General features: G+C 59.9%; 14 protein-coding genes and 10 pseudogenes. 11 read left to right on the forward strand and 13 right to left on the reverse strand.

What is annotated here, in order from left to right:
• Window positions 1–217 precede the first annotated feature (217 nt).
• On the forward strand, window positions 218–1,042 hold the full coding sequence (locus tag B0G82_RS38880; protein ID WP_121311473.1) for an alpha/beta hydrolase: 825 nt from the start codon (window positions 218–220) through the stop codon (window positions 1,040–1,042).
• A gap of 449 nt (window positions 1,043–1,491) precedes the next feature.
• Here B0G82_RS38880 and B0G82_RS40270 read toward each other — a convergent pair.
• From B0G82_RS40270 to B0G82_RS38900, 3 genes and pseudogenes are all read right to left on the reverse strand, one after another.
• Window positions 1,492–1,739: pseudogene (locus B0G82_RS40270) on the reverse strand (DDE-type integrase/transposase/recombinase); the annotation flags it as partial.
• Window positions 1,740–2,501: 762 nt separating this feature from the next.
• Window positions 2,502–2,690 carry a hypothetical protein gene (locus B0G82_RS38895; RefSeq protein WP_158608239.1) on the reverse strand — a complete coding sequence of 63 codons (189 nt, stop codon included), beginning with the start codon at window positions 2,688–2,690 and terminating at the stop codon, window positions 2,502–2,504.
• A gap of 97 nt (window positions 2,691–2,787) precedes the next feature.
• Window positions 2,788–3,771: a helix-turn-helix domain-containing protein gene (locus B0G82_RS38900; RefSeq protein WP_121311475.1), complete on the reverse strand. Its 984-nt coding sequence runs from the start codon at window positions 3,769–3,771 to the stop codon at window positions 2,788–2,790.
• Between the two features lie 410 nt (window positions 3,772–4,181).
• On the opposite strand from B0G82_RS38900, the pseudogene B0G82_RS40970 reads away from it, so the two are divergent.
• Window positions 4,182–4,398: pseudogene (locus B0G82_RS40970) on the forward strand (IS3 family transposase); the annotation flags it as partial.
• Between the two features lie 321 nt (window positions 4,399–4,719).
• Here the strand turns inward: B0G82_RS40970 and B0G82_RS38905 are convergent.
• The 3 pseudogenes from B0G82_RS38905 to B0G82_RS40980 form a co-directional block, all read right to left on the reverse strand.
• Window positions 4,720–5,821, reverse strand: a pseudogene (locus B0G82_RS38905) (IS110 family transposase).
• Window positions 5,822–5,838: 17 nt separating this feature from the next.
• A pseudogene (locus B0G82_RS40975) lies at window positions 5,839–6,042 on the reverse strand (IS30 family transposase); the annotation flags it as partial.
• A 182-nt stretch (window positions 6,043–6,224) separates the two neighbouring features.
• Window positions 6,225–6,311 (reverse strand): annotated as a pseudogene (locus tag B0G82_RS40980) (hypothetical protein); the annotation flags it as partial.
• Between the two features lie 128 nt (window positions 6,312–6,439).
• On the opposite strand from B0G82_RS40980, the gene B0G82_RS38915 reads away from it, so the two are divergent.
• Window positions 6,440–6,718: a hypothetical protein gene (locus B0G82_RS38915; protein WP_241975142.1), complete on the forward strand. Its 279-nt coding sequence runs from the start codon at window positions 6,440–6,442 to the stop codon at window positions 6,716–6,718.
• Between the two features lie 203 nt (window positions 6,719–6,921).
• Here B0G82_RS38915 and B0G82_RS40985 read toward each other — a convergent pair whose 3' ends face one another.
• Window positions 6,922–7,101, reverse strand: a complete 180-nt coding sequence (locus B0G82_RS40985) for a hypothetical protein (RefSeq protein WP_241975143.1) — start codon at window positions 7,099–7,101, stop codon at window positions 6,922–6,924.
• Between the two features lie 545 nt (window positions 7,102–7,646).
• Between B0G82_RS40985 and B0G82_RS41295 the strand changes: the two are divergent.
• Together B0G82_RS41295 and B0G82_RS38925 are read left to right on the forward strand one after the other, a co-directional pair.
• Window positions 7,647–7,860 (forward strand): annotated as a pseudogene (locus B0G82_RS41295) (alanine racemase); the annotation flags it as partial.
• Between the two features lie 483 nt (window positions 7,861–8,343).
• Window positions 8,344–9,651 carry an MFS transporter gene (locus B0G82_RS38925; protein WP_121311476.1) on the forward strand — a complete coding sequence of 436 codons (1,308 nt, stop codon included), beginning with the start codon at window positions 8,344–8,346 and terminating at the stop codon, window positions 9,649–9,651.
• Window positions 9,652–9,673: 22 nt separating this feature from the next.
• Here B0G82_RS38925 and B0G82_RS38930 read toward each other — a convergent pair whose 3' ends face one another.
• Window positions 9,674–9,970: a helix-turn-helix domain-containing protein gene (locus tag B0G82_RS38930; RefSeq protein ID WP_121311477.1), complete on the reverse strand. Its 297-nt coding sequence runs from the start codon at window positions 9,968–9,970 to the stop codon at window positions 9,674–9,676.
• Between B0G82_RS38930 and B0G82_RS40275 the strand changes: the two are divergent.
• The 3 genes and pseudogenes from B0G82_RS40275 to B0G82_RS38945 all read left to right on the forward strand — a co-directional run.
• Window positions 9,933–10,096 (forward strand): annotated as a pseudogene (locus B0G82_RS40275) (IS6 family transposase); the annotation flags it as partial. The gene B0G82_RS38930 and the pseudogene B0G82_RS40275 overlap by 38 nt on opposite strands.
• A 665-nt stretch (window positions 10,097–10,761) precedes the next feature.
• Entirely contained in the window at window positions 10,762–12,345 is a 1,584-nt protein-coding gene (ltrA, locus tag B0G82_RS38940) for a group II intron reverse transcriptase/maturase (RefSeq protein ID WP_347237590.1), read from the forward strand.
• 62 nt (window positions 12,346–12,407) lie between these two features.
• A pseudogene (locus B0G82_RS38945) lies at window positions 12,408–12,851 on the forward strand (IS6 family transposase); the annotation flags it as partial.
• A gap of 929 nt (window positions 12,852–13,780) precedes the next feature.
• Here the strand turns inward: B0G82_RS38945 and B0G82_RS38955 are convergent.
• The 4 genes and pseudogenes from B0G82_RS38955 to B0G82_RS38970 form a co-directional block, all read right to left on the reverse strand.
• Window positions 13,781–14,785: pseudogene (locus B0G82_RS38955) on the reverse strand (IS91 family transposase); the annotation flags it as partial.
• Window positions 14,786–14,878: 93 nt separating this feature from the next.
• On the reverse strand, window positions 14,879–15,868 hold the full coding sequence (locus B0G82_RS38960) for a tyrosine-type recombinase/integrase (RefSeq protein ID WP_121311479.1): 990 nt from the start codon (window positions 15,866–15,868) through the stop codon (window positions 14,879–14,881).
• On the reverse strand, window positions 15,865–16,773 hold the full coding sequence (locus B0G82_RS38965; protein WP_116120079.1) for a tyrosine-type recombinase/integrase: 909 nt from the start codon (window positions 16,771–16,773) through the stop codon (window positions 15,865–15,867). Before B0G82_RS38965 ends, B0G82_RS38960 begins: the two co-directional genes overlap by 4 nt.
• Window positions 16,770–18,017, reverse strand: a complete 1,248-nt coding sequence (locus B0G82_RS38970) for a tyrosine-type recombinase/integrase (protein ID WP_199730276.1) — start codon at window positions 18,015–18,017, stop codon at window positions 16,770–16,772. Before B0G82_RS38970 ends, B0G82_RS38965 begins: the two co-directional genes overlap by 4 nt.
• A 182-nt stretch (window positions 18,018–18,199) precedes the next feature.
• On the opposite strand from B0G82_RS38970, the pseudogene B0G82_RS38975 reads away from it, so the two are divergent.
• The 3 genes and pseudogenes from B0G82_RS38975 to B0G82_RS38985 all read left to right on the forward strand — a co-directional run.
• Window positions 18,200–19,204, forward strand: a pseudogene (locus tag B0G82_RS38975) (IS91 family transposase); the annotation flags it as partial.
• Window positions 19,205–19,789: 585 nt separating this feature from the next.
• Window positions 19,790–20,146, forward strand: coding sequence for an STAS/SEC14 domain-containing protein (locus tag B0G82_RS38980; protein ID WP_121311480.1), 357 nt, complete (start codon window positions 19,790–19,792; stop codon window positions 20,144–20,146).
• 201 nt (window positions 20,147–20,347) lie between these two features.
• Entirely contained in the window at window positions 20,348–21,220 is an 873-nt protein-coding gene (locus B0G82_RS38985) for a hypothetical protein (protein ID WP_121311481.1), read from the forward strand.
• 463 nt (window positions 21,221–21,683) lie between these two features.
• Here the strand turns inward: B0G82_RS38985 and B0G82_RS38990 are convergent, their stop codons facing one another.
• A complete protein-coding gene (locus tag B0G82_RS38990) occupies window positions 21,684–22,298 on the reverse strand; it encodes a tyrosine-type recombinase/integrase (RefSeq protein ID WP_121311482.1) in 615 nt (204 codons plus the stop codon).
• Window positions 22,299–22,320: the final 22 nt, after the last annotated feature.

The raw sequence follows: 22,320 nt of genomic DNA on the forward strand, positions 1-22,320 counted from the left end.
AATAATGAACAGGGCGCGTCGTTTGCCGATTGGCGTCGCTCAGGCGCGGGTCCTGAGGTCAGATCGCACGCCGTGCTCCATCCGCTCGACGATGCGTCACTCACGGGCACGCGCGAAGACCTATGCCGCGTTGATCCGCAACCGCAGGACTGTCGCTGCGAAGAGCGCGCCGCAGCCTTGATTTTCGATAACGACCGCAGATTGCAACATGCATGTAATGGCGCGACGAAGCTTCATTTCACTGTCACTGACCGCATGCGCGGCCGGCGTGATCGCTTGTCGGGCGCGCAAACACGACGAGCCGGGCGGTATCGCCTACGGCAATGCACCCTGCCAGCGGCTCGACGTATATATGCCCGAGCCCGGCAGCCGCACCCACCACCCCGTGGTCGTCTATTTCTACGGCGGAGCCTGGCAGAGTGGCGACCGCTCGGATTCACGCGGAGTGGCGCAAGCGCTTGCCGCGCGAGGCATCGTTACGATCGCAGCGGACTACCGCAGCTATCCGGAGACCGTCTTCCCCCGCTTTCTCGACGATCCTGCTGCCGCCGTGCGCTGGACGCACGACCACGTGCGCGAGTTTGGGGGCGATTCCGGACGCATTTTCGTGATGGGACATTCCTCCGGCGCGCATATCGCCGCGATGCTTGCGACCGATCCGCGCTATCTGGCCGCGCAGGGCATGTCGAATTCATCGCTGTCCGGGATGATCGGACTCGCGGGTCCGTACGCCGCGATCCCGACGAGCGACCCTCACATGGACGAGATCTTTCCGGCAGCATTACGCCAGCGCGCGCTGCCGATCGCATTCGTCACCGGAAACGAGCCGCCGATGCTGCTCGCCACCGGCACGGCGGATACCGATGTCGATCCCCATAACAGTGATCGCTTCGCAGGCGCGCTGCGCGCGCATCACGACGTCGTCGAACTGAAAAAATATCAGGGCTACGGTCACGATACGATCGTCGAGTCGTTCTCGGCGGCGCAGAATACGGTCTCGCCGGTTCTGGCCGACGTCATAACGTTCACCGACGCGCACTGAAGAGGCCAATCGATAGTTGCGCAGAGTTTCGGCACTCAAACATGATTGACCGCAATTGCCCGACCCGCCCGATACCGGAGACGTTAAAACACGTCGAGACTTGACGAACCGCAAGGTCTGCGATCCGACTCGCAGATTGCAGCGTAGCGTGACCGGTCGGCATCGCCGCCCGCGTAGGTAAGCGTTAGCGACGAACCTCCGTGCGGAGAATCTTTCGTGTCCAGGGCGTTCGCGTTGGTCTCGCTGCGCTCTGCGAGGACGCAACCGGCAGTCCGTGCCTGCGCGATAACGAATACTTCGGTCAAATACGCTGCCTAGGTGGTGCGGTCCACCCTGCCGGTTCCTGCTGAGGCGCAGGCGGGTATCAGAGTCGAGCAGACGCTCGGTAAAACGGGCTTTGTCGCGATAAGGATGGCAGGATGAGAAAGTACCGATATGATAAGGATGACTTAGATGACCAGCGAATAGAATTGCTCTGCAGCAGTCAACTGGATCCCAGCGGGTTTCATCTGCCCCGTCCTGCTCATATGCATCACTTCGGTGCCCGACAGGATGATCCGGGCGCAACGAAAATCCTTGAAGCCATCATCGCTTTGACAATCCGTTTGATGGAGCGATGGCCCTGTTCGACAACGTTGTTCAGGTATTTGACCTGGCGGATCTTGATGGGCATTTCCCGTTCGGCGTTGATGGCCTTTCCGTCGTCTATATTATTCCGTACATCATAGGGGACCGGCCTATTGCAACAAAACCGGCGACGTTATAGCGATACGTTTCGCTACTGTCACTGCTATCTCGCACATGGCTATCACAGCGGTGTGCATCAACTGGAGAGCTTGCGTCTGTGTCCCGCCTATCATTGCACGCTGGCATCATCATGTCGGCGCTGCGGTCGCGAGGCAGCTTATCTTTGTCAAGGCTCAACTGCCGGAGGCGCGTTTTCTTTGTGGATATTGCCGCGCGAGTCATGGTGGGACATGGACCCCGAGCAACGCTGTACCAATGAAACCAACGCATCGCAGCGCTTTCACACGCCGCTATGTTGAGTGTTGCCTTGAGTGAGCGTGACGCCCGCAGGCTTTGCGTCTCCCGTCTCGGTTGATCGATCGCCATATGTGCGGGCACACGGACACCACTCGGCCCACGGAAGCATCGCAAAGCCTGTCGTTAGTGACACATTCCCTTCGGTGCTAACGATTGGAAAATATAGACATTTTTGCGATCCGATGGACTTCAACGATCCGTTGACGCATTTCCTGGTAGGACGGAGACAGTTTGCCTTCGTTCCACGGCGATCGGCATTGACGTCGTCGCTTCTGCAAACGACCAACAAAAGCATTGTCGGCGGGAATCGAACGATCCGTACATGGCGCTCATTGCCCCGAGCGATCCGGACCGGCGTTTGCGTGAGCTCATGTCGACCGTCGACCCACTGTCGCCGACAGCGCAGATCACGCCTTCACGGATGATGCTGTCCAGTCAGCTGGCCGTTGCGGGCGCCGTAGGTGCGCTCGGCAGCGCGACGTCGATGCAGGCTCGTGCGTTGATGAGTCAGCCTGGAATGGATAAAGCGCGCAGCGCTGCGCTCCTGCCTTATGGTGCCGGGAATTGGCGCGGCTTCGCCGCCACCCGCATCGATGTTGAGCACGTCCGGCGCCGCCTGTTCGATGTCGCTGCCAGGTATGGCGGCCGTGCTCCCCGGATCCAGCTTCTGCCGCTGATCAGGCACCTTTGCCGAAAGCCTTCTACGGTGCCACCTGGTTGCGCGTCCGATAGTCCGTCGGCGTCGTCGCCAGATATTTTCTGAACAGCTTCGACAACTGCCCGCCGCTTCCAATACCGCAGCGGCGCGCGACCTTGTCGACTGGCAGGCTCGATTCGACGAGCATCCGGCAACTCATGTTCAAACGTGCGCGAAGCAGATAATCGGATGGCGTCATGCCGATCTCGCTTTTGAACCGGCGCAGGAAGTTGCGCTCGCTCATCGCCGCGACTTGCGCCGCATCGTCGATTGAGATGGGACGATCGACGTTCGCGTCCAACCAGCGTGCCGACGCCAAGATCTTGCCACTGGCCTGTGACGCAAGGCCAAACGTGGCTGCCGAGCGGAAAGGTGTCGTGGGTTGCGGGGCGATCGATTCGGCGACCTGCTGTGCCAGATCGGCACCGAGATCCTCTTCGACAATGCGTAACGCCGTGGATACGGCACCAGGCAATTCTGTCAGCGACCTCGCCGGAGGCAGGCCTTGCACTTCGCTACCGCCATAGAAAAGCGGGCAGTAGCGACTGGGCAACCCGGCAGCTTGCAGCAGCAGTTGGCCCTCCGCGATTGGATGCACGATCTCGCTGACCGGATGCCGGCGGCGCAGCCAGTTGCTCAATCGCTCGTCGCGGCATGCTTGCTGTACGCCCTCGCCGCCGGCAATGAACAACAGGTGCGTCTCGTTCGTGCCTCGGTGCGACTGGACGTCGTCGGTCCAGACAAATACAGATGACGAACTGGCGATGCGCCCGCCCGCGGCGGAAAGCAGCGAGACGTCGTAGCAGGCGCGGCCCGATCGCTGCGCGGCGGTGAGCGAATTTGCCTTCTGGAAGATCTCGATGATTGCTGCGACCGTAGGCAGTGCAAACCCATTGAACAGTGCGATGTCGACGCGAGTCAGCGCGGTCGTTTGCATCGGCACGGCACTCTGCCGCGAGCCACGCGGTAGAGTATCTACCAAGTCCATTTACTTTCCCCAGAAATGTGTGGTCTGCAAAGTCTTGTCCCCAAGACTCTGATTTTTTCTTATTCGTCCATGCTATAGGTCTGACTCTTTTGTCAGTATTACATGGCCGAATTAGCCATCACATTGGCCGTTAGGGCACTGAGTGGGGGCCGGCCAATAGCGGTGCTGGACTTCTGATTATAGCGCCCGCGAATCCCATAATATTTGGAAATGAGAATCGTGACCAAAATGAGATGGAATGTATAGCGGGGAATAATTATTCATTTATATGCGAGGGCTGGCCCATACACGCGCTTGCTCGAAACTTAAGGGTCAAAGAGCTTCTAAGCGAGGTGTTGCCCTTCCCCGCATCAGAATACTTGTCGCGCCCATAGAAATCGATGAGCCGGGGGCGATGATGAGAGAACGAATTGGCAAAGTACGGACAAGGATTCAAGGACAGAGCGGTTGCGCGATCGCCGCCACCGGAGCGCGCGGCGCTAGAAAACTTTGCACGTGAGGTTGGCGGGGAAGTGGGGACGCTGCAACGCTGGCGCAGTGATGCGCTGTCCAGGCCCGCTCGCGAGCGGGCCTGGACAGAGTCGGCCCGATTTCGACGCCGTGCTGACGACCGCTGCGATGGATGAGGGTGGCACGATCGTATTGTGCCGTTCCAACGGTTGATATGACTCCGCTTGTCAAGAGGGGATCGGTTTTCGGTTTTGAGCTGCATCTGAATTTCCTGAGGGCGACGTAGCAGTAAATCTCGACGGTGGATCATCTGATATCCGCGGGTTGGTTACCGCATTACAGAAGTCCGCCCAGCGAGCCTGCCGCTATCAGTGCCGCAAGTCGAATCAAATCCGTTGCCTAACCGTCTCGCGGGTTGCTCGGGCGCCGGGCTACGCCACTTTCAGGAAACTCTTGCTCGGGCGGTGAGGTTCATCTACGTGTTGCTTAAGGGTTGGGTCACGCCATGCACACCCCGGGCCGTACGGAGAGCGACATGGCGAGCTGGCTGATGTCCCAGATGAAACCGGCGAGTTCGCGAGGGACCGCGACCACCGCAATATTCTTCTGCTTGCCGCGCGCGACGAGCTTCCGGTAGCGCCGGCACAGGCGCATCTGCGCGTCCCAGGCGCGGTCAACGATGCGCTTGGGGATGCCTTCGTGGCGGCGCTGGATTTCGGGACTCACGCGGGCCGGATGCTGGTAGCTCCAGGCCGCTTCCAACAGCAACTTTCTTGCATAGCTGTTGCCATTCTCGGTGAGATGCTGCCCTGACGGCGCTTGTCGCCTGACGAGTGTTCGGATGGCGTCACCCCCAGCCAGGCCATCACTGGCGCGGGTGGGCTAAGCGTGACAGATCCCCGAGCTCGGCGAGCATGCCCACTGCCGTGGTGAACCGCACGCCGCGCATCGTCTGCAGGCCCAGCGCGGCAGGATAAAATCGCCAGTGGAGGACGGCCTGGCGCAACGCGGCCTCCAGCCGGTCGCATTGCGCCAGGCGATCCTCGATCGTGCGCCGATACTCCTCGAACGCGAGTTGCTGCCAGACGCTGTCGAAAGCGTAGGCGCTGAGCCAGCGACGATCCGCAGGTCCCCAGTCGGCGCGGCCTGCATAGCGCACGCCATGCAGGAGCAGAAAGGCCTTCAGCTGTTGCCGCGCACACTTAAGATCGTCCTTGCCGCTTACCCACGCGCGAGCCAGATCGCGGAATGCTTCATCTTCCACGCTTGGCAGGTACACCGCTGACAGGTCGCCGGCGCGCAGCGACCGCACCAGCTTGACCGCATCACGCCGGTCAGTCTTGACGCGCTCGCCCGGCTTTTTCGGAATCAGCGACGGCGCGCACACCAAGCAGTCGAATCCCTTCTGCACTAGCTGACGGTAAAGTCCATAGCCGCACGGGCCCGCCTCGTAGACGATGCGGATGTGCCGCGCCTTCGGTTGCAGGCACGTACACAGCCGATCAGTATCCGTCTTCGTTGTGCCAATCTTGCCGAGCAGTTCGACCTCGCCTGTGCCCAGCGCATAGGCAACCGTGAGCGAATCCTTGTGAACTGTCAATGTCGCCCGTAATTTCGGCGCCGGTCTTTGCGCCGCGTACGCGGCTTGCGCGTGCCGTGACCATGGCGCAGGCAGGCAATGAGTTGTCGGCGCAGTTCGCCGCGCGGCTGGGCGTAAATGGCCGTGTAGATGGTTTCGTGCGAAACCTGCTGGGTCGGGTCAGTCGGATACATACGCCTGAGTGTGCCCGATATCTGCTGGGGTGACCATTTCCACTCGAGCAGGGTAAGAACGATACGCCAGCAGACGCTCTGAGGCAAAGCTTTGTGGGGCGGCGACCCGCGCTGCGGCGTGCGGCGCCAAGCGCTTCAGCCGGCACCGATGCGTAACCTGCGGGAGAGCCGTTTCGCGTCAGTTCACGGCTAACGGTGGCCGGCGAGCGCCCGAGTATCCGGGCCATGGCCCGGATACTCGAACCCTGCAGATGCAGGCTCGCAATGATGAGGCGCTCTTCCGGTTGAAGTTGCTGGTACTGAGTTCTTTCGTGCATCGCAACACCTTATACGAGACGGTGTGCACTTCAGATTTGAGGCCGCCCAGGGTTTCCTGCCTCCCTTGCGCACGAAGAGCCCTGGTATCATGTAACGCGCTCCGTTCAACTCGGTCACCGCACAGGCATTGTTGCAGGCGAAGGCGAGGTGGATAAAAATATTTAGCAAACGGTTGGGCAAGGGGCTAAAAAAGCTTTGCGCACGACCGTTAACAGGGTCCATGCACAAACAAGACATTCAAAAAATTGTTTCCGCAGCTCACGAAACGGCCGATTCGATCGTCGGCGCGCGGGCGTGGAAGACGGCAGAAGACGCCAGCGCGATGCACGACGTGATCTTCTGGGACATGGTTGCGAAGCGATTGCCTAACACGAACATCGCCGATCTGCTGTATATGTTGGATTAGACTGCGTCGACGACGCGGCGTATCTTCCCGCCCAAACCTGCTTCGAAGTCACGGCGCAGCGTGCTGTCCGGCGCGTTATCGCAGCCGTGCCCGACGTCCGTCAATTGGCGTCTGATGCATCACCACCACTATCGGTCATCCAGCCCGACCAGCGAAAAGATCTTGACGACTGATCCTGGCTTCGGTTGACGCTCACCCTGTTGCTAAATGAAGACTTGCATCGCGCGCGTCATCTCCTGACCTGAAAGTCTGCGATAGGCGCAGATGTTGTAGGTGACGCCGTGCTGCCGGTTTTTGATGAAATTATCTACGTTCGGCAGCTGCATGTTTTCCCCGACAGCGTCATGCGATTTTCCGCGCGAGTTGTTCTCAACGTCATCCATACCGCCTGGCAGTGAAGAAGTCCACGAAAAAGAACCTGCCGCCCGTGGGGGCGGGGGCTGAAAGATCGAGGGGTGGGGTTCGCTCGAGAGAAGCGCCCCTCGAAAGACCGAAGCCAGTTTAGTCGCTCAAAGCAGGCGGCGGACCCGCCCGGCGGATGCGATCACATTCTTGACCGAACACGACATAAGAAGGATTGGATTCATCCCCAGAACCGGTTAAAACATTCGGGTAAACATGACGTCGTAATCCGCCGCGACCGCGCGCCGGCGCTCAATCAGGCTACTCGGGCCACTCACGTAATCCGCGTGTTCGCCTGCTGGCGGGGCAGACAAACGGCCAAGAATTCAACCTAGTAAATCAACAAGAACACATTCAAAAAAAACGGGCGCAGATAGATATGATAGTGAAACCACTGCCTATTGGCCACAATATTGGTCTTTAACAGCGGGCATTCATTCCTTTTTCGAACAAGTCCTCAACACCTCCCCTGCCACGTCCGATCGTTCAGAGATTGATGCCGCCGCAGTCAGTCGCCTTGACGAGCCACATCGCGAATGCTGACGATGGCGACGTGGCATGGCAGATGAATCGCTCCGTTTCTGTGACTGACGGGATACCGGGTCAACGAAGTCTCGCGAATTCAGCGGCCGTCCTATGGCATCCCCGGCTCTCGTGACTGAGTGCGCCCGGGTGTCGCGCTGTACGGCGGCTCGCACACAGGTCAGTCGCGTCACATTAACGACGTCGGCTTGCGCACCTAGATGACGCTCATCAGCGAAGTGATCGGCGTGGCGGGATCTCCGTCGCTCTGGGGGACAGCGGTCGTTATGATTTAATTTCGGCGTGTTTGTCCGCGCCGGAGCCCGGAAGTACGGCGGGGTCGGCCGGTGTTTGATCAATACCTGCCCCATCGTATCCCACGATAGCGGCTCGCGCCTGCCCGGTCATGTTCGTCAACTGGTTACAATCATTGCCAAGATTGGTGACCTCGTGTGCCCGATTAGATGCGACGTGGCATCAATGGCATTCTGAACGTTGTAGCCGTGACCGCCGGCGCCACTGACCTGTCATTCCCTGCCAGACGAAGGACGGAGCCACATACCGCGGGAGCAGTTTTTTGCTCATCGATTTGTGCGCAATCGATCAGCGAACGAGCGCACGTGGTATCGTGCAACGCGTCGCGCAGTCCGAATGCGTTTTCAACGATAAACGCACGCCGTTATAGACGACCCTACAACAGAATGTTCACGCTTCGCGTCGCCACAGGCGATCAACCGCCCGGCAATCAAGAAAATCCCGCAGAGCTTTTCAGAGCTGTTGTCGCAGCATCGCTTGTGACTGGCCTCGAAATGTTCGATTTCACCGTTTTCGGATTCTTCGCGGTGATGATCGGAGACCATGTCTTCCCAGCGAAAGATCCGATGACTTCGTTACTGTGGGCAGTCGGCACATTCGGCGTCGGCTTTTTCATGCGACCTGTTGGCGCGATGGTCATCGGCGCTTACGCGGACCGCGTGGGCCGCCGCGCAGCGATGACGAGGACCAGCTGGATGATGGCTCTAGGAACGGCGGCGCTTGCCTTCTGTCCGTCGTTTGCCAGCATAGGCGTGATTGCGCCGCTCGTTGTCATCGCCGGTCGGTCGTTGCAGGGTTTTGCCGTCGGCGGCGACATCGGTGTTGCCGCGACTTTTGTGATGGAGGCAGGGCCTGCGTCGCGTCGCGGCTATCTGGTCAGCTGGCAACTCGTTAGCCAGGGGGCGGCCGCGTTGTTGGGCGCGAGCTTGGGCGTGCTACTCACCAGCACCATGTCACGGGCTGCTCTTGCTTCGTGGGGCTGGCGGATCCCGTTCCTGATCGGTCTGCTGATTGCGCCAGTTGTTCTCTACGTCCGCTACCGCCTTCGCGATGATGCGATTCCCACCAACACCGCCAGACATGCCCGCACACCGCTCGCAGAACTGCGTCGCGAACATGGGACGACGATCCTGCTGGCGATGCTGATGATGATGGGGCAAACCATACCGGTCTACGCGATCGTCTACTACATGCCGAGCTATGCGACTCGCGTGATGCACCTGCCCGCCGTCATCGGATATTTGTCCTCCGCGTTGTCTGCGCTGCTGCTTGTCGTCATTCCGCCGCTGTCCGGCCGTCTCATCGACCGTCTGCCTCGCCGCAAGCCACTGGCCCTTATTGCCTCCGGATGCACGGCGTCTCTGGTCTATCCGGTCTTTCTGATGATTACCCGTGCGACCAGCGCGCTGCCTGTCTTGTTTGGCGTCGCGCTCATTAGCACAATGGTGGCGCTCGGCGCCGGCGCGGTCGCCCTGCTTGTGCTTGAAGCGCTCCCTGCGCGGGTGCGCGCCAGCGGCATGGCCGTCTCGCATGCCCTGCACGTCGCCTTATTCGGCGGTACCGCTCAGTTCATCGTCACGGGATTGATCAGATGGACCGGCGATCCGATGTCTGCAGCTTGGTATGTGATGCCAGCATGTGCGGTGAGCTTTTGTGCGCTGATACTGTTCAAGGAGCAGCGCTTCGAAACTTGAACCGACGGGCACGCACGGACACCTATCGCCGCGTCTGAACCACCTTGCCGGCCAAAGCCCGAAAATCCTGCGGCGCGATGTCGTAGGCCCGTCCGAAGGCGCGCGTGAAATCAGACGCGCTTTTGAAGCCGAGTCCATAGGCAATCGCTGTGACCGCCAAGTGTGGATACCGAATCAACTCATTGGCCGCACGGCGTAGCCTCAGGTGGCGGATATAAGGTTTTGTTGCAATAGGCCGGTCCGCTATGATGTGCGGAACTATATAGACGACGGAAAGCTTGATGACGACGTTGAATCTGGCGGTGGCCCGAGTGCTCAAACGCCTCCATTACCCGCTTGATGTGATGCTGACGTGCGTGCGTTGGTACGTGACTTATCCGCTGAGCCTGCGTTTCGCCGTCCAAAGCGCGCGGTTGGCAAGAGCTGGCGCATGGACGAGACGTACGGTACGCCCAGCCAACGTAGCCCGCCCACATGGGGGTGAAGTTGCTTGAGCATGTTTGGAATGCAGGACCCGGTGGAGTTGAAGTCGCAGTACCGGGACATGCCCTTTCTCTGCTGCGAGAGAAAGTGAGCCGAAGCGGCGGTGACTTGCTGGACACTGGCAAGGTGACGAAGTCCGTGGGAAACGGAGCTTGCGGCGAAGCGGTTACGCCAAGATGAGCTTCTAGGCTGAGCATGGGACGGTTGAGGGACACGAACCTATTGAAACGCATCTGAGGGTTGAATCGTCACCCCTGCCTACACCGCTTAAGAGGCAGGACGCGGATCGGCGCCGGTCACACGTATGGACTGATGCCGCGAACGCTGGCTGGAGATGTATGCCGGCCAACTGGAACCACGGAGAGCGCGCAGCTAGACCGTGGTGTCTGCGACGACTTGCGGCAAGCAAGGATAAAGACTGCGATAGGCAACCTCGCCCATGCGTTGAGTCCAGCATGTGAACTGGGGAAGGCTTGCATAAATGACAAGGGAGTGTGCCCCCGATGATATGCAGGCTGGCGGAGCCTCTGTAGTAGTCCGAGGCCGGGAAAGCCGGTTACATGGCGAAGGGAGGCAGTTGAAGTGGTTTGCTGGGTTGATTAACTGACCATAGTGAGGTGAAGACCTTTGATAATCAGTGAAATGCAAAGCAAACTGGCGACATGGTCGACGGAGGACAAAGAACGCAAGTTCGATCGACTTCTGAGACTGATTGCCGACAGGATTTGGCTGAGCGAAGCGGCTCGCATTACGCTGGCCTCCAGCGGAGCTCGCACGCCGGGTGTGGACGGTGTCAGCAAGCGCATGATGGAGGAGAATCTCCAGCATGAACTGGCGACGATACGCGACGAACTGTTGGCGGGCTCGTATAGTCCGCTACCGGCGCGCCGCGTGTACATCCCGAAAGCGAACGGCAAGCTCAGGCCACTCGGCATCCCGAGTCTGCGGGATCGAATTGTTCAACGGGCCATGCTGATGGCGATGGAGCCGATCTGGGAGAGTGATTTCCACCCGGCTTCACACGGCTTCACATGGCTTCACATGGCTTCACATGGCTTCAGACCGGCCCGCAGCGTACACCACGCTGTGCGCATGGTGAGACTTCAGTTAACGGCTGCAGATGAGCAGAGTGCTGCGGGACGTTGGGTCATCGAGGGCGACCTCGCCAGCTACTTCGACACCGTTCATCACCGCCTGCTACTGAAGGGGATCCGCAAGCGCATCGCCGATCAGCGCTTTCTTGCCCTGCTCTGGAAGTTCATCAAGGCGGGCTGCGTTGATCACGGTCTGTTCCGTGCCGCGAGTGAAGGTGTTCCTCAAGGCGGAGTTATCTCGCCTCTGCTGTCCAACATCATGTTGCATGAGTTTGATGCGTGGATGGAAACGAACTTCCTGAACAAGAAGGTACGCAAGGACCGGTGGGCGTGGAACTTCGCTGTTCTCAAACAGCGGCCCATTGCTGTGCGAGAAGATCGGCAGTGGAAACCAGCAGTATCCTACTGTCGTTATGCGGATGACTTTGTGGTGGTCGTCAAAGGAACCCGCGCGCACGCCGAAGCAATACGCGAAGCGTGTCGGGAGTTCCTCGAAGGCAAGCTGAAGCTCACGCTGAATATGGAGAAGACCCATATCACGCATGTGAATGACGGGTTCGTCTTCCTCGGCCACCGCATTATTCGCAAGCGCGGACCACGCGGCAGCATGCGACCGGTGACGACAATTCCGTGGGAGAAGTATCGGGGCTTTGCCGAGCGGCTGGTCAAACAGCTGTCAAGCAATTACAGCATGAACCGGATGGATATGGTGGAAAGCCTGAATCGGCAACTGATGGGATGGGCAACCTTCTACCAGTACACCGACTACACGGCGACCCTGTTTAGCAGGTTGGACCGAACCGTCTTCTGGAAGCTGGGATATTGGCTTGCGCACAAGTACCGGCGTGGCTTCCGGTCGCTAATGCGCGATCATATCCGGGCCCCTGAACCGGGGAGGGCCACGACATGGGTGCTGCAAGGCCTGGATAGTCGGGGTCGGTACGGTGAAGTGGCGCTTCGGCGCCTCGTCACCAGCCGCAAGGGGCGATTCACTTGGCGAACCCCCATTGAAAATCCGTACATATTGCGCGATGAGACACGCCGCACCATCGAGTCGCGCTACGCTGATGTTGCCTTTGCTATGAGCGACACCTCAATGGAGAGCCGGATGCGCTGAGAGGTGCAAGTCCGGTTCGGGGAGGAGAAACAGGGAAATAGTTCGACTACGCCCTGTTTCTTACTCCACTCAAGGTGCGTGGCCAGTGGAAATACCTTTATCGCGCTGTCGACAGGGCCGGAAAGACGGTGGATTTCCTGCTTCGAGCCAATCGTGACATGGCTGCCGCCCGTCGCTATTTCGAGAAAGCCATCGAGCACAACGGCGAGCCGGAGACCATCACAATGGATAAAAGCGGCGCCAGTCTGGCCGGCCTGCAAGCCATCAACGCCGAACGGGAAATGCCCATCAAGATCCGCCAGGTCAAATACCTGAACAACGTTGTCGAACAGGACCATCGCTCCATCAAACGGATTGTCAAAGCGATGATGGGCTTCAAGGATTTTCGTTGCGCCCGGATCATCCTGTCGGGCACCGAAGTGATGCATATGATCAGGACGGGGCAGATGAAACCCGCTGGGATCCAGTTGACTGCTGCAGAGCAATTCTATTCGCTGGTCATCTAAGTCATCCTTATCATATCGGTACTTTCTCATCCTGCCATCCTTATCGCGACAGAGCCGATAGTTGCGCAGGGCTTCGGCGCTCAAACATGATTGACCGAAATTGCCCGACCAACGCCCGATACCGGAGACGTTGAAACACGTCGAGACCTGACGAACCGCAAGGTCTGCGATCCGACTCGCAGATTGCAGCGTAGCGTGACCGGTCGGCATCGCCGCCCGCGTAGGTAACCGGTAGCGACGAACCTCCGTGCGGAGAATCTTTCGTGTCCAGGGCGTTCGCGTCGGTCTCGCTGCGTTCTGCGAGGACGCAACCGGCAGTCCGTGCCTGCGCGATAACGAATACTTCGGTCAAATACGCTGCCTAGGTGGTGCGGTCCACCCTGCCGGTTCCTGCTGAGGCGCAGGCGGGTATCAGAGTCGAGCAGACGCTTGGTAACGCCGCTCAAGGACAATTGATCGGCCATAGCTGACGGTCGGTGATGGGCGGCGTGCGGCTACTGCACATTCCGTCGCAGACATTCGCAAACTGGCGGCGACGAATGACAGCTCGCACCGTCGTCGAATGGGTGTTCACGTTAAGGGTTATTGGACGTCTGCCCTCATTCACATGGCCGCGAGTCTGCCGCGGCGCGTGTGGGCAGACGTCGGATAAGCCTCGAGGGAGGAAACCGCGGAGTGGTCCGGGACGCTCGGGATTCCGGGCGGCTATGGCGATTGATGGTCCGGCATCCTCAGCATTGCTGGAGGAAGGCGGCTCGAACAGGATGCTGGAAGAGCCCAGACGTCGTGACGATGCGATGCACTGGTGCGAGGGTGAGGAGGAAGTGGACGTGCGGGAGGCTGCGTGACGCGCCAGGCACAAATGTCCGCTTGTGGGCCGCGTTGCCGCAAAGCCGACGTTGGGTTGGCAGATCGAGGAAACGCCGCGTTCATGGGCGGCCCTGCATCGGTGGCGCGCGAATCGGTGCGGTGCGTTGGAGGATGTCGATGACGATCATCGGGGCTCCGCAGTGCCGGCAGATGAAGGCGGGCCGGGGCGCGACGACGGGCTGCCCAGATGGCGGGCCGGGTTCGGGCGTGACATGCAGCAGCTCACGCACCTTCGCGAGACTGGCGCGGCGCACCGGGTTGGCGAGCAGCCCGTAGTAACGGATGCGATGGAATCCGTCGGGCAACACATGAAGCAGGAAGCGACGCATGAACTCAGCGGCCTCCAGCGTCATGGTCTTGTAGCGGGTGCGCCCCTTCTCGCGATAGTCCTTCCAGCGGAACGTCACGCCGTGCTCATCGAAGGCCAGCAGACGCTGGTTGGAGATCGCTACGCGGTGCGTATAGCGCGAGAGGTACGCGAGCACGGCTTCGGGTCCCGCAAAGGGGCGCTTGGCGTACACAAACCATTCGCAGGCACGCAGGGGTGCGAGCCACTGAGCGAAGACGGTCGCATCGGCAAGCGCCGCATACTCGCCGAAGAACTGCAACTGGCCGCGCCGGTGAGAATCAGCGAGGGCTTCGAGGAAGCGGCGCCGGAACAGGCGCGAGAGCACGCGCACCGGCAGGAAGAAGCCGGGCCGGCAGCCGATCCAGCGTTCTGCGTCGGACGACAGCCCCCCGCCGGGGACGATGCCGTGCACGTGCGGATGATGCGTGAGCGCCGAGCCCCAGGTGTGCAGGACGAGCGTGGCGCCGATCTGCGCGCCGAGATGCCGGGGATCGGCGGCGATCGTGCGCAGCGTGTCGGCGGCGATGTCGAACAGCAGCCCGTAGATGACCCGCTTGTTGTACCAGGCGATTGCGCTGATGGTAGCGGGCAGCGTGAAGACGATGTGGTAGTACTCGACCGGCAGCAGGTCGGCCTGACGCGCTTCGAGCCAGCGTCGTGCGGCATTGCCCTGGCATTTAGGGCAATGCCGGTTGCGGCAGGTAATGGAGTGAACTCCATTACCTGCCTTATGGGAAGTGTTTTCCTATGGGGAGAAGGCACCCCCTGAGCGAGCACGGAGTGAACTCCGCGCCCGTTCAGCTCTCCATTAAAGCTTGGCCCTGAGCATGGCGATTACCTTATCGGACGGCCGGAACGAACCCCTGCGCAAATGCGGTGGGACGATCGCGTTGAGGGCTTCGAGCTTCTCAGTTGGATCAGCGCGAGTGTAGATTTCAGTGGTCGCCAGATCGCTGTGCCCGAGCCACAGAGAAACCTTTCGGATGTCCTGAGTGCTTCGCAGTACTATCATTGCACAGGTATGCCTCAAGACGTGCGGTGATACCTGCTTCTTCGACAGCGAGGGGCACTTATGACTAGCCGTCGCAGTGTAGCATTTAAGGACATACGCGAAACCCCAACGGCTCATCGCTTCGCCCCGTGCATTAACGAACAATTCCGGTACTGCGACACTTCCCCGTATCACCATCCAGGCACGCAACGCGTTAGCGGTCGTTTTCCACAGGGGCAACGCGCGCTCCTGCCGGCCCTTGCCGTGAACACGGATGCTCAACGACGGGAGCACAACATCGGCGGTATGCAATCCCGTCAGCTCCGATACACGCAGGCCGCCGCAGATGGCCAGATGCAGCATCGCCCGGTCCCGAATACCCTCGCGCGTTGACGGATCTGGCGCATCGAGCAAAGCCCGAACCTCATCCTCGAGCAGATATGGCACCAGACGGGAATCGGTTTTCTTATAGGGAATGCCCAGGATTCGTCGCGCTTGCTCAAGAATCGCGGGCTCGCGATACTCAAGGAAGTGGAAGAATGACCTGATTGCAGCCAGCCGGACATTACGCGTCTCAGGCGAATTGTGGCGCGCGTCTTCGAGATATTCCAGGAAGTCGCTGATCAGCCTCGCATCGAGCTGCTCCAGTGCTAGCGACGAGGGCGTAACCTTGAGTCGCCTGGCGGCGAACTCGAACAGAAGCTGGAAGGTGCAAGCATAGGAGTCGCAGGTGTGTTGGCTGGCGCCTCTCTCATGGGCAAGGTTTTGACGAAGGAATGCAACAATGTGCGGTGCGATCGGCATCATTTCTGTTCTCCGGTGAGAAACCCCTCTGCGGCGACAGCAATGTCGCGCAGGAGCGCGGGCGTGGCCTCGAGATACCAATAGGTGGCGTTGATGTTGACGTGTCCCATGTAGGTCGCAAGGGCCAACATGTGCCGCCCGACCCGGTCTCGGCCTTCCGGGCTTGCCTCCAGTGCCCTGACGGCGAACGTGTGTCTGAGCTCATGCAAGCGGGGACGGTGGCCGTTGTGGGTGGTGCCGATGCCGGCAAACTTCAGCAGTTTCTGGAACATCCAGTAAGTAACCGTGTATCTGAGCGCGTGACCGTCGTCATCAACGAACACATGGTCGTCACCCGGGCAGGCTCGTCGCCGCAGTGCTAAATACCTCTGCAAACCCGCCACCGCTGTCTCGTGCAGTGGAACTAGACGGGTCTTCTGGAATTTGCTCTTTCGAATCAGCAGTCCTTCGGAAGTCATGTCGGCAAGGCGCAGGTTCAGGGCCTCCGAGATCCGCATGCCCGTGGCTAGCAGCAGGGCAATTAATGTCGCATACGTTTGTGGTTGCAACGTGCCCCGAGGGCCCGATTGCAAGGCTGTGTTTATCAAGCGCTCAATGTCAGCGCAGGTGTAGATGAACGGAACGCGACGCGTCTTTCGGTAACCAAAGTGGCGGGCGGGTGGTAGTTCATGGTTTTGATCCTCCATACGCATGTACCGGGCGAACCGACACACGGTCTTTAGCCTTGCGTCACGCTGGGCCACCGACGCAGCCTCGCCGGCCCAGTCGATTGCTGTCTGCGTGCAAACGTGCATTTCACCGCGTTTGACAGCAAAGCACGCGAAACTGCGCAACAGGTAGTCTGCGTTCAGCAGTTTGAATCCGGCGGCACGCCGCGCGGCAAGATAGGACTCCACGGCCGGCATCATTTCGCCACCTCCGGCCATGGCCGAGCGATTTGGCTGAGCAGCGCTACGTCGACCTTGGCGTAATACGCCGTGGTATCAATGCCGCGATGCCTCAGGATCAGGCCAACCTGGTCGAGGGGAAGCCCGTGGCGCAACATCTCAGTCGCCGCCGTGTGGCGCAGCAGATGTGCACCTTTGGCGGGCGAACTCACCCCGGCCCGTTTTAGTGCGCGCTTCACTATCGAAGATATGCCGTCGCCTGAGATATGCGGCTTGACGGGTGCGATGTTTCTAACAAAGACATGGTCGCTGCCGGCAACCCGAGGTCGCGATTCGAGATACCGCAGAAGTGCCTCGCCAGCATCCTGCGGCAGCGGAAGGCGAACTTCATAGCGCCCCTTTCCCAAGACACGTAGCGTCCCGGAGTCCCACTCGATATCGCTCAAGCGAAGGTTCGCCAGGTCACCTGCGCGAACCCCAAGTCGCACAAGCAGGAGGACGATCGCACGATCGCGAAGACGCCTGCGTGAATCGTCATCGCATGCGGCGATCAGGCGGTCAACTTCGTCAGCGCTCAGACACCTTGGCAGTGACGCCAGGCGCCAATGCGCCAACGACGGAACCGCCTGATCGAGACCCGGCCGACACAGATCGTGAACCCCGAGGTAGCGTAAGAAGGCTCGCGCGCTAGTGACCCGCTTTTCAGCGGTACCAGCACCACAACTGCAAGCACTGTTCAGCAGGAACGTACGTATCTGCTTCGGATCCCACTGGCTGGCGTCATCGCCAAGCACTTTCAGCATCACTGCGGCATCACGACAGTAGAGCCGAATGGTTGGATCCTTCGCACCCCGGTGCTTTTGCAACCATCGCCGGAAACCACCTACGATTGCCGGCTCCCGAATCTCTGCAATCGAAGGCTTGTCGTCCGGGCAGACGCCGATCTCGATCAGGTATTCGCGAAAGCGTTTGGCGCCGAAATAGACGTGGTGGCCGGTCCTGCCACCTTTTACTTCCGGGCAAGTGCAAGTTGGCAGATGACGAAAGAAGGTTTCCGGGGTTTGTGGACCAGTATCGGCCAGGGTACCGCCGTGTGCCAGCATGAAGCGACCAAGATGGTCGGCAGCTCGCAGGTAACGTATGGCACTGGCCGCGGAATATCCGTCTCGTTCAAGCGCGTCAGCAAAGTCGTCAATGAAGACTCCGCTGGGCCCCGAGCGCAGGCGTTTCAAGGTTTTGGGTGCTACCAGGTAGGTGTCCAGCATCACATCCTCCTATGAGGGTTGCCTGGGAAGGCCAAACCACCATAGCAAAGGAGGACCGCGATTTTATGGGGTGTTAAATGGCGACCGGCCAGATACAAAACCAGATACGCCCGGTAGGTTTCGCGCCGAACCTGATCTGCAACTCCCCGTTAGACAGAACTTCCCATAAGGCAGGTAATGGAGTTCACTCCATTACCTGCCGCAACCGGCATTGCCCTAAATGCCAGGGCAATGCCGCACGACGCTGGCTCGAAGCGCGTCAGGCCGACCTGCTGCCGGTCGAGTACTACCACATCGTCTTCACGCTGCCCGCTACCATCAGCGCAATCGCCTGGTACAACAAGCGGGTCATCTACGGGCTGCTGTTCGACATCGCCGCCGACACGCTGCGCACGATCGCCGCCGATCCCCGGCATCTCGGCGCGCAGATCGGCGCCACGCTCGTCCTGCACACCTGGGGCTCGGCGCTCACGCATCATCCGCACGTGCACGGCATCGTCCCCGGCGGGGGGCTGTCGTCCGACGCAGAACGCTGGATCGGCTGCCGGCCCGGCTTCTTCCTGCCGGTGCGCGTGCTCTCGCGCCTGTTCCGGCGCCGCTTCCTCGAAGCCCTCGCTGATTCTCACCGGCGCGGCCAGTTGCAGTTCTTCGGCGAGTATGCGGCGCTTGCCGATGCGACCGTCTTCGCTCAGTGGCTCGCACCCCTGCGTGCCTGCGAATGGTTTGTGTACGCCAAGCGCCCCTTTGCGGGACCCGAAGCCGTGCTCGCGTACCTCTCGCGCTATACGCACCGCGTAGCGATCTCCAACCAGCGTCTGCTGGCCTTCGATGAGCACGGCGTGACGTTCCGCTGGAAGGACTATCGCGAGAAGGGGCGCACCCGCTACAAGACCATGACGCTGGAGGCCGCTGAGTTCATGCGTCGCTTCCTGCTTCATGTGTTGCCCGACGGATTCCATCGCATCCGTTACTACGGGCTGCTCGCCAACCCGGTGCGCCGCGCCAGTCTCGCGAAGGTGCGTGAGCTGCTGCATGTCACGCCCGAACCCGGCCCGCCATCTGGGCAGCCCGTCGTCGCGCCCCGGCCCGCCTTCATCTGCCGGCACTGCGGAGCCCCGATGATCGTCATCGACATCCTCCAACGCACCGCACCGATTCGCGCGCCACCGATGCAGGGCCGCCCATGAACGCGGCGTTTCCTCGATCTGCCAACCCAACGTCGGCTTTGCGGCAACGCGGCCCACAAGCGGACATTTGTGCCTGGCGCGTCACGCAGCCTCCCGCACGTCCACTTCCTCCTCACCCTCGCACCAGTGCATCGCATCGTCACGACGTCTGGGCTCTTCCAGCATCCTGTTCGAGCCGCCTTCCTCCAGCAATGCTGAGGATGCCGGACCATCAATCGCCATAGCCGCCCGGAATCCCGAGCGTCCCGGACCACTCCGCGGTTTCCTCCCTCGAGGCTTATCCGACGTCTGCCCACACGCGCCGCGGCAGACTCGCGGCCATGTGAATGAGGGCAGACGTCCAATAACCCTTAACGCGAGGCGCCGCCCGTCTCTGCTCCTGCCCCAACCGAACGGCTGACCAGGCGGAGACACCTGTCGCACGGAAGCGATGATAATGATAACGGGGCGGGCCCGTCGGCTACTCTGAACGGCGTTCTACCAGCTAACCGAGCCGTCTGAAAAGGGGTAGCATTAGGGCGTTGTCGAATGCTAGGCTCATTCGCGCCTGAGCATGTAATGTCTCTTTGGTAAGGTGGTCTTGCCATGATCCTGTATCACGCCGAGCCCGGCTCCCCGGTCATCGAAATTTCCGTCGAAGGTAAGATCACCGACCACGATCTGCGCGAAGCCATTGAGCGTATGCGTGGCGATCTCGAACTGAACGGCAAGACCCGCGTGCTCGAACGGATCGAGCATTTCACCGGTATCGACCCGAAGGCGCTGTGGACCGATATAACGCTCGGCGTTTCCGTGGCCCGCAAGGTCACGCGCGCCGCCGTGGTGGCCGATGCCGGTTGGATCCGCGCCTCGATGCATCTGGCGCGATTCTTTACGAAGGCCGAAGTCAAGGCGTTCCACGTCAACGAGTTGGAGCAGGCGCGCATCTGGATCAACACCTGAGCCTCGTCTGGCGAATCTGGTGGCAGTCCGGCTGCCCGTCCGAGCCCGTGCGCCTCTACCCGACCCACTGCGGCCGTACGCTTATGACACTGCCCATACCGTACGCCGAATTCGACAATTTCATGCCTTTAGCTATCTTGGAAACGTCCACCCGACGGCTCCTTCCGCTCAGTGATTGATTGACGCGACTAACCGACCATCGTGCATACCATCCAGATCCTGCTTCAAACGACCATCCCGCCTAGCGGCGACAACTGGTCGATTGCGCGGTTCAGCCGCTTGACAGAAGTGCTGCGGACACGTCGAGATTTGGACGGGCGCGTAACGTTCAATGTCGTTGCTCGGGATCGTGAGCAGTTCGGGCAGCCAGACTCGATTCTTTCTCGTCTCGATGAAACCGAGTTCGACGAGTTGTGGCTGTTTGCCGTTGACGAAGGGGACGGACTGACCCCCGAGGACTGCGGGGGAATCTCCCGATTTCGACAGGCAGGTCGCGGCCTATTCGTCACCAGGGATCACATGGATCTGGGCAGTTCGATATGCAGCTTGGGCGGGGTGGGCAAGGCACACCACTTTCACACGCGCAATTTAGATCCCGACCAATCCAGACGAGTGACCGACGACCCGTTCTCACCCGGCATCTCTTGGCCTAATTTTCACTCGGGCGCAAACGGAGACTTTCAGGAAGTCGCGATCGTCGCACCCACACATCCAGTATTGGCGGACCCTGACTCTCCCACCGGCGCGATACGGTTCCTGCCAGCACACCCGCACGAGGGCGCCGTTGACGCTCCTGACGATGAACCGGCTCGAGTGATCGCACGAGGTAAAAGCAAAGTAACAGGAAAGAGTTTCAATCTTGCAGTCGCTTTCGAACCCTCGAACCGAGGAGGTCCCGCAGTCGCACAAAGCACCTTTCACCATTTTGCCGACTACAACTGGGACACGCGACTTGGCTGCCCGAGCTTTGTGACTGAACCTCCGGGAAACGGGATGCAGACCGAGCAGCAAGCCCTGCGGGACGCCCACCGCTACTCTGTCAACGTCGCACTGTGGCTAGCTGGAGTGATCTGAAGCATTTTTCTCACAATAGAACTGGGTCGTTTCGCGACTTTTTCGAAAGCTCGATCCGAAGAACACGCATGCAGGCGACCGTGCCGTGATGTACCTCCTCCGGTAAAGCCAACGCGCTTATAGCAAAGCGTAGTCGATGTAAGGCGTGGCGGCCGAAAATGGTCGACGTCAATGGGTCTGGCAGCGACCTGAGTCAGATACCAGCGCTGCGTGAATGCCACGATTGCGGGTGGTCGGGGAGAGCCTTGCGTCCGCATCAGTGGCTCCGACGACGGCTTATAGGGCGACCGTTGTAGCGAATCCGCGAAGATCTGTTTGCTTAGCGAAGGTGAACTTCGGATGTCCATACGACAACGCCGACCAACGGCTGCAGCTGGCCGGTAGTACTCGCACGGCATCTCGCCAGATAGCGGCCGCACGCGCGTTCTCGAACGGATGCCGCGTGCGGCCGAGAACGACCGCCTTAGATCTCAGTCTGCTCAGAGATCTCCAGTGCATCGTCGACCTCGATTCCAAGGTACCGGACGGTACTTTCCAACTTGGAATGACCGAGCAGGAGTTGAACAGCCCGGAGATTTTTCGTACGTTTGTATATCAGCGTGACCTTGGTTCGGCGCATCGTATGGGTGCCGTAAATCGTCGGATCGAGTCCAATGTCAGCGACCCACCGATGCACGATCCGAGCATATTGACGAGTCGAGACGTGTGGCGAGTTGAGGAGACGGCTGGGGAAAAGATACTGCTCCGACTTCAGCTGAGCTTTGTCAATCCACGCAGACACAGCGGACCGGGTTGGTTCGGTCAACTCGAATTGCACCGGCCGCTGCGTTTTCCGCTGCACGATCATCGTTCGCGGCAATACTTGACTACCGTGCATGACGTCGCGAACACGAAGATTGACCAGATCGCAGCCTCGAAGTTTGCTGTCGATGGCGATATTGAACAGTGCCAGGTCGCGAACCGAATGCGCATTCTGGAGATGAATCCGTATCGCCCAGATGTCCTTCAGTTTGAGCGGCGGCTTTTGCCCGATTAGCTTGCCTTTGTTCCAGGGAACCCGCGTTTGCTTGGTTTCCATGTCAGACTCCAATTGGTTGATT

It is taken from the genome of Paraburkholderia sp. BL17N1 (assembly GCF_003634175.1).
Classification (GTDB): Bacteria; Pseudomonadota; Gammaproteobacteria; order Burkholderiales; family Burkholderiaceae; genus Paraburkholderia.

What these genes read in the sequence shown, in the direction of transcription:
- B0G82_RS38880 (WP_121311473.1), top strand. Translation starts at nt 218, where the DNA reads ATGGCGCGACGAAGCTTCATTTCACTGTCACTGACCGCATGCGCGGCC.
- B0G82_RS38900 (WP_121311475.1), bottom strand. Translation starts at nt 3,771, where the DNA reads ATGGACTTGGTAGATACTCTACCGCGTGGCTCGCGGCAGAGTGCCGTG.
- B0G82_RS40985 (WP_241975143.1), bottom strand. Translation starts at nt 7,101, where the DNA reads ATGGATGACGTTGAGAACAACTCGCGCGGAAAATCGCATGACGCTGTC.
- B0G82_RS38925 (WP_121311476.1), top strand. Translation starts at nt 8,344, where the DNA reads ATGTTCACGCTTCGCGTCGCCACAGGCGATCAACCGCCCGGCAATCAA.
- B0G82_RS38960 (WP_121311479.1), bottom strand. Translation starts at nt 15,868, where the DNA reads ATGATGCCGATCGCACCGCACATTGTTGCATTCCTTCGTCAAAACCTT.
- B0G82_RS38965 (WP_116120079.1), bottom strand. Translation starts at nt 16,773, where the DNA reads ATGATGCCGGCCGTGGAGTCCTATCTTGCCGCGCGGCGTGCCGCCGGA.
- B0G82_RS38970 (WP_199730276.1), bottom strand. Translation starts at nt 18,017, where the DNA reads ATGCTGGACACCTACCTGGTAGCACCCAAAACCTTGAAACGCCTGCGC.
- B0G82_RS38980 (WP_121311480.1), top strand. Translation starts at nt 19,790, where the DNA reads ATGATCCTGTATCACGCCGAGCCCGGCTCCCCGGTCATCGAAATTTCC.
- B0G82_RS38990 (WP_121311482.1), bottom strand. Translation starts at nt 22,298, where the DNA reads ATGGAAACCAAGCAAACGCGGGTTCCCTGGAACAAAGGCAAGCTAATC.